Origin of the sequence: Provencibacterium massiliense, from assembly GCF_900169495.1 — a bacterium.
Lineage (GTDB): Bacteria > Bacillota > Clostridia > Oscillospirales > Ruminococcaceae > Harryflintia > Harryflintia acetispora.
On the sequence record NZ_FWCH01000001.1, the window covers coordinates 1 to 5,757 of the forward strand.

A 5,757-nucleotide genomic window follows, 5' to 3' on the forward strand; every position below is an offset into this window, starting at 1 on the left:
TTATACCGCTAGGGGTATCTGTATCTCATATTATCGGGCAAATCAATTTATTTGTCAAGAAATTTGCCTCAAACATCTTAATATCAAACTTTGAATTTACCACTTGACATTGTGGCAAAGAGCTGATGACACAGGACGAAATAGCAGTTATGGACGGTGGGAAATGTATTTTGCAGCTACGCGGTGTGCGTCCCTTTTTAAGCGACAAATACGACATCACGAAACACCCGAACTACAAATACCTTTCCGACTTCGACAAAAGAAACGCTTTTGACGTGGAACGGTATATGTCTACCCGTCCGGCAATCGTAAAGCCCGATGAAGCCTTTGACATATACGAAATAGATTTGTCCGACGAGGACGCAGCCGCCGAGGAATAACGGCGGCATTTTCATTTTCAACAACTTTTTTTGAGCCGCACAGCGGCAGAAAGCGAGGTTTATATGGAGTTTTTCAACAGCGCAGTTGGTGTATTGCAGACTTTGGTTATCGCGCTTGGCGCAGGTCTTGGCATTTGGGGTGCCATTAACCTCATGGAGGGTTACGGCAACGACAATCCGGGCGCAAATGCTCATGTGCCATAAAGTAACACATAAGAATTGATAGACAGCAGCCCACTATTCCGTAGCAACAGCGAGTTGCTTGTTGAAAGCCCGTTTTGAAGTTATAATGAGTAAAAACATCCTTTAGGAGGAACGGCTATGGAAATACAAGGTATTCTTAAAAATTTACGCGAGAAAAACAACCTTACGCAAGAACAACTGGCTGAACGTGTGCAAGTTACCCGACAGGCGGTTAGTCGCTGGGAAACAGGCGAAACACAACCAAATACAGATACCTTAAAACTGTTATCACAAGTTTTTGATGTGTCAATCAATACGCTTCTGGGTTCTCCACGGCAACTTGTTTGTCAGTGTTGCGGAATGCCATTGAATGAAGATGGTCTGATTAGCCGAGAACCAGACGGAAGCTATAACGAGGACTATTGTAAATGGTGCTATGCTAATGGGGAATTTGCATATCAATCCAAGGAATCTTTGTTGGATTATCTGGTTACGAATATGCCAAATCCCGATAACGCAGATGAAGAAACCAGACGGAATCAGTTTGATTTATACCTTTCGCAATTAAAGCACTGGAAATAACTATATCTTCATAGCAAAGACAGCCGAGCCAGTCAACGGTCAAGATGAACGGCGCATACGCGCCGCCGTTGACAGCCCCGCCCGCCTTTGCAGATAGGCAATCAAGGGGCGACAGCAAGGAGTGCTGCCGCCCCGCACTATTATCAGAGAGGGGGAATTTCCATGACCGAAGATGAAGCCTATAAAGTGCATATCCAATACACATTCAATGCCTTTTGCAAGATTGTCATTCGACACGCAGCCATAGATATAATCTTAAAGCTGCGTCGGAGGTGGGAACGGGAAGTTTCCCTTGACTATCTGATGAATGAGAAGTTTGTCCAGTTTGCCGAGCCGGAGCAGTTTGAAGAATATTTTTTTACTGCCTGCGGGCAGACCGCCGTTCTATACCATGCGGAACTTGCCGCCGCCCTTGCGCTTTTGCCGGAGCAGGCACAGGAAGAAATTTTCCGTTACTATTTCCTGCGCCAGCCGCAGCGCGTGATCGGCGTACATATCGGCCGGACACGCAGCACAGCGGGGCGGCATATCCAGCTTGCCTTGCAGCGACTACGGCGGCTCATGGAGGGAAAAGAGCATGAGTAAACTTCTGCCCTATGAAACAATCGTCAAAGCCCATGAGGGCGACCCGGAAGCGGTAAACGCCGTTCTTTCCCACTACGCCGGATATATCCGCTACTTTTCCAAAGTACACGTGCAGGTCAACGCCGAGGTTGAGGAATATGTGAAGCAACAGCTAATTGCCGCGCTATTCAAGTTTCGCTTTGACCGATAGATTGAAAAACTGAATACCAACTGTCATTAGCGGTGCCACTCAGCAAGTTTACAATTCATCTATTTCCAAGGAAGAGCAGATATAGTATAATAGACCCAGCGATAAACACACATTTATGGAGGTGATACAATGCTCGAAAATATACCATCTCAATCAACTATGACTGAATTGCTCGGACAATCTTTATTTGAAGTATGGCAAACATTATGTTCAGCTATTGATGAAAAATACGATATGGAACGACTTTGGAATACTGGCGGTAAGAATTGGACTTACGAGTATAAATATCGTAGAGGTGGCAAAACACTTTGTTGCCTATATGCAAAAAGTAATTGCATTGGTTTCATGATTATTTTTGGAAAAGATGAAAGGACAAAATTTGAAGATATTAGGGATAGCCTTTCTAATTCCGTTTGTAAACAATATGATGAAGCAAAAACCTACCACGACGGAAAATGGGTAATGTTTGAACCGACTAATATGGCTGAATTTGATGATTATATGAAATTGTTAGCTATCAAAAGAAAACCGAATCGGAAATAACATTTCCAATTCGTTGGGGAAATCTAAACTTGAACTTTCAAAACTGAATACCAGCCGCCACCGGCGGCCAGCGAAAGCAGTAAGTCTGAAAAAGATTTGCTGCTTTTTTGTTGTCCATTTGGCAAAATCGCAAATTACCCGTAGTAGGTAGGTGAAGCCAGAAAAAACTGCCTGCTCCGTTTGGCAAATTTCAAAACGCGGTGGTGTGGGGAGTGAAAGGAAAAATTTTCTGCTCGCCGGTTGCCAAAATCCCCTTTCCCGCATTACAGAAGCAAAAGAAATTTTGAGAAAATCCCCGTTTAGCGGGCAGCAAAGCCCCTCTGCGGAGTAATATTGGCGAAAGGAAAAAAGGCCGCCCACAGCGGGCTGAAAGCCCTGTCCTGCCCGTTCTATGTACGAAAAAACCAGACAGGGGCAGTCTGTGGCAGTTACAGAGCAAGTTTCTACCACGGTGCCAAAATCCGCAATTCTGCGGTTTTGCCCCTCGCGGGAAACTTGTTGGGGAGTGCCTTCCCCAAACCCTGCTTTGCGGCTTGCGCCGCTTATCCCCGCCGCGCTCATGCGGCAAGAAAGGAGGTCACGACCATGCGAAAGAAATACAACACACCCCACCGCAGCCGCGTTGTGAAAACCCGGCTGTCCGAAGAAGAATATGCCGACTTCACAGCGCGGCTTGCGCCCTATGGTATCAGCCAGTCCGAATTTCTCCGGCAGGCGATACGGCGCACCGCCATACGCCCCGTTATCCATGTGTCAGCGGTCAATGATGAACTGCTCTCCGCTGTCGGGAAACTCACAGCCGAGTACGGCAGGATTGGCGGCAACCTCAACCAGATTGCCCGGTATCTGAACGAGTACGGCGTAACCTATAACGCGCTGTCCGGCGAGGTACGAGCCGCCATAGCCGACCTTGCCGCCCTCAAGTATGAAGTCCTAAAGAAAGTAGGTGACGCGGTTGGCAACACTCAAGCATATCAACTCTAAAAACGCCGACTACGGAGCCGCCGAACAATACCTGCTGTTTGAACATGACGAGTTTACCATGAAGCCTGTCCTTGATGAAACCGGCAGGCTTATCCCCCGCGAGGACTACCGGCTGTCCACGCTGAACTGCGGCGGGGAGGATTTTGCCGTTGCCTGTATGCGGGCAAATCTCCGCTATGAGAAAAACCAACGGCGGGAAGATGTGAAAAGTCACCACTATATCATCAGCTTTGACCCACGGGACGGCCCGGACAACGGCCTGACCGTAGACCGGGCGCAGGAATTGGGCGAGAAGTTTTGCGCCGAGCATTTCCCCGGCCACCAAGCCCTTGTATGCACCCACCCGGACGGGCATAACCACAGCGGCAATATCCATGTGCATATCGTTATCAATTCGCTGCGGATAGAGGAAGTCCCGTTCCTGCCCTACATGGACAGGCCAGCCGACACGAAAGCCGGGTGCAAGCACCGCTGTACCGACGCGGCCTTGCGCTACTTCAAGTCCGAAGTCATGGAGATGTGCCACCGGGAGGGGCTTTACCAAATCGACCTCTTGAACGGCAGCAAGAACCGCGTCACAGACCGGGAGTATTGGGCGCAGAAAAAGGGACAGGCCGCGCTGGACAAGCAGAACGCCCCCATGATTGCAGGCGGTATCACGCCCCGGCAGACCAAGTTTGAAACGAACAAGGAGAAGCTGCGGCAGACCATACGCGCCGCGCTGTCTGCGGCGACCTCATTCGAGGACTTTTCCTCTCTGCTGCTGCGGGAGGGCGTGGCCGTCAAGGAGAGCCGGGGGCGGCTTAGTTACCTCACGCCGGACAGGACAAAGCCCATTACCGCCCGCAAGCTGGGCGACGACTTTGACCGCGCCGCTGTCTTTGCCGTTTTGGAGCAGAACGCCGCCAGAGCCACAGAAAAGGCCGCAGCCATACCCGAATACCAGCGGCATGGGAAAACCGGCATACAGCCCACAAAAGCCCCTCAAACCGCTCCGAATGTGCAGCGGCTTGTGGACATTGAGCAGAAGAAAGCCGAGGGCAAAGGCCGGGGCTATGAGCGTTGGGCGACCATGCACAATCTCAAACAGATGGCCGCGACGCTGAATGTGTATCAGGAATACGGCTTCACTTCCCCGGAGCAGTTAGAAGCCGCCGTTGATACCGCCTATGAGGAAATGCGCCAGACCAGCGGAGAACTGAAAACACTGGAAACGAAGCTGCAAGGGAAAAAGGAGTTGCAGCGGCAGGTACTTGCCTATGCCAAGACCAAGCCCGCCCGCGACGGGCTGAAAGCGCAGAAATCCGAGAAAGCCCGCGCCGCATACCGGCAGACGCATGAGAGCGACTTTATCATAGCCGACGCAGCCGCCCGGTATTTCAAGGCGCATGGCATTACCAGGCTGCCCGCCCGGAAAGCGTTGCAGGACGAGATCGAGCAGCTTGTTTCCAAGAAATCCGGCCTGTATAACACCTATCACGAACAGAAACAGCGGTTTAAGGAGTTGCAGACCGTCAAGCGGAACATCGACCAGATTTTGCGCCGGGAGGAACCCCGCCGCAGAAAGGAGCAGAGCCATGAGCGATAAGCTGCCGAGAATGGACTACCGCCAGCACCGGCGGGCGCGGCGGCTGGTGAATGAGTGCTGTAACTACGACGCGGGGAACTGCCTGCTGTTAGACGACGGGGAGCCTTGCGTGTGCGTCCAGAGCATTTCCCTTTCCCTCATGTGCCGATGGTTCCGTGTGGCTGTCCTGCCCCTTGACGGGGAACTGGCCGCAGCCCTCTTGTACCGGGGGAGCCGGAAACGGTGTGCGGTCTGCGGCGCGGCATTTGTCCCCAAATCCAACCGGGGGAAATACTGCCCGGACTGCGCCGGACGCATGAAGAAAATCAAAGCCGCCGAGCGAAAGCGGAAACAAAGGCAGAGATGTCACGCTTTAGAGCCTTTCAAACCCGCATAAATCAAGGCTTTTTTCGTGGGTGTCAAAGGGTGCGTGATACATTTATCCTTTTCCCCCGGAAACGCCGTCCTAACGCGTGACAAACCGCCAAAATCAACCCGAACACAGGGAGGTGATCCTATCGCTGATTATATCACGGCAGACACGAAGCTGCCCGCCTATCTGCCTTACCCCCGTTTCCTGCTGAAAATGGAGATTTCCCAGACCGCCAAGCTGCTGTATGCGCTGCTGTTAGACCGCTCCACCCTCTCCCAGAAGAACAAGTGGCAGGACGACGAGGGCAGGATTTATATTATCTATCCCATCGCGGAGATAGCCGAAATACTGGATAAAGGCAGCACCACCA

General features: G+C 51.3%; 8 protein-coding genes and 2 pseudogenes. All 10 read left to right on the forward strand.

All coding sequences use genetic code 11. From position 1 onward, the window contains the following. Window positions 1-113: 113 nt before the first annotated feature. Window positions 114-380: pseudogene (locus B5477_RS00005) on the forward strand (VirD4-like conjugal transfer protein, CD1115 family); the annotation flags it as partial. A 63-nt stretch (window positions 381-443) separates the two neighbouring features. Then, window positions 444-572 (forward strand): annotated as a pseudogene (locus tag B5477_RS00010) (Maff2 family mobile element protein); the annotation flags it as partial. Window positions 573-701: 129 nt separating this feature from the next. Then, the gene (locus B5477_RS00015) at window positions 702-1,145 is read left to right on the forward strand and encodes a zinc ribbon domain-containing protein (RefSeq protein WP_079697804.1); all 444 of its coding nucleotides are present in this window, start codon (window positions 702-704) and stop codon (window positions 1,143-1,145) included. A 162-nt stretch (window positions 1,146-1,307) separates the two neighbouring features. Further along, window positions 1,308-1,730 carry a sigma-70 RNA polymerase sigma factor region 4 domain-containing protein gene (locus B5477_RS00020; protein WP_079697805.1) on the forward strand — a complete coding sequence of 141 codons (423 nt, stop codon included), beginning with the start codon at window positions 1,308-1,310 and terminating at the stop codon, window positions 1,728-1,730. Beyond that, entirely contained in the window at window positions 1,723-1,920 is a 198-nt protein-coding gene (locus B5477_RS00025; protein ID WP_079697806.1) for a helix-turn-helix domain-containing protein, read from the forward strand. The genes B5477_RS00020 and B5477_RS00025 overlap by 8 nt, the downstream gene beginning before the upstream one ends. Window positions 1,921-2,049: 129 nt before the next feature. Then, entirely contained in the window at window positions 2,050-2,463 is a 414-nt protein-coding gene (locus B5477_RS00030; protein WP_079697807.1) for a DUF3788 domain-containing protein, read from the forward strand. 585 nt (window positions 2,464-3,048) lie between these two features. Further along, the gene (locus B5477_RS00035) at window positions 3,049-3,447 is read left to right on the forward strand and encodes a plasmid mobilization protein (protein WP_079697808.1); all 399 of its coding nucleotides are present in this window, start codon (window positions 3,049-3,051) and stop codon (window positions 3,445-3,447) included. After that, a complete protein-coding gene (locus B5477_RS00040) occupies window positions 3,419-5,035 on the forward strand; it encodes a relaxase/mobilization nuclease domain-containing protein (protein WP_079697809.1) in 1,617 nt (538 codons plus the stop codon). Before B5477_RS00035 ends, B5477_RS00040 begins: the two co-directional genes overlap by 29 nt. Continuing rightward, entirely contained in the window at window positions 5,025-5,411 is a 387-nt protein-coding gene (locus tag B5477_RS00045) for a cysteine-rich VLP domain-containing protein (protein WP_079697810.1), read from the forward strand. The genes B5477_RS00040 and B5477_RS00045 overlap by 11 nt, the downstream gene beginning before the upstream one ends. Window positions 5,412-5,600: 189 nt before the next feature. After that, the coding region (locus B5477_RS15500; protein WP_479725088.1) for a replication initiator protein A at window positions 5,601-5,757 on the forward strand (157 nt) is incomplete at its 3' end.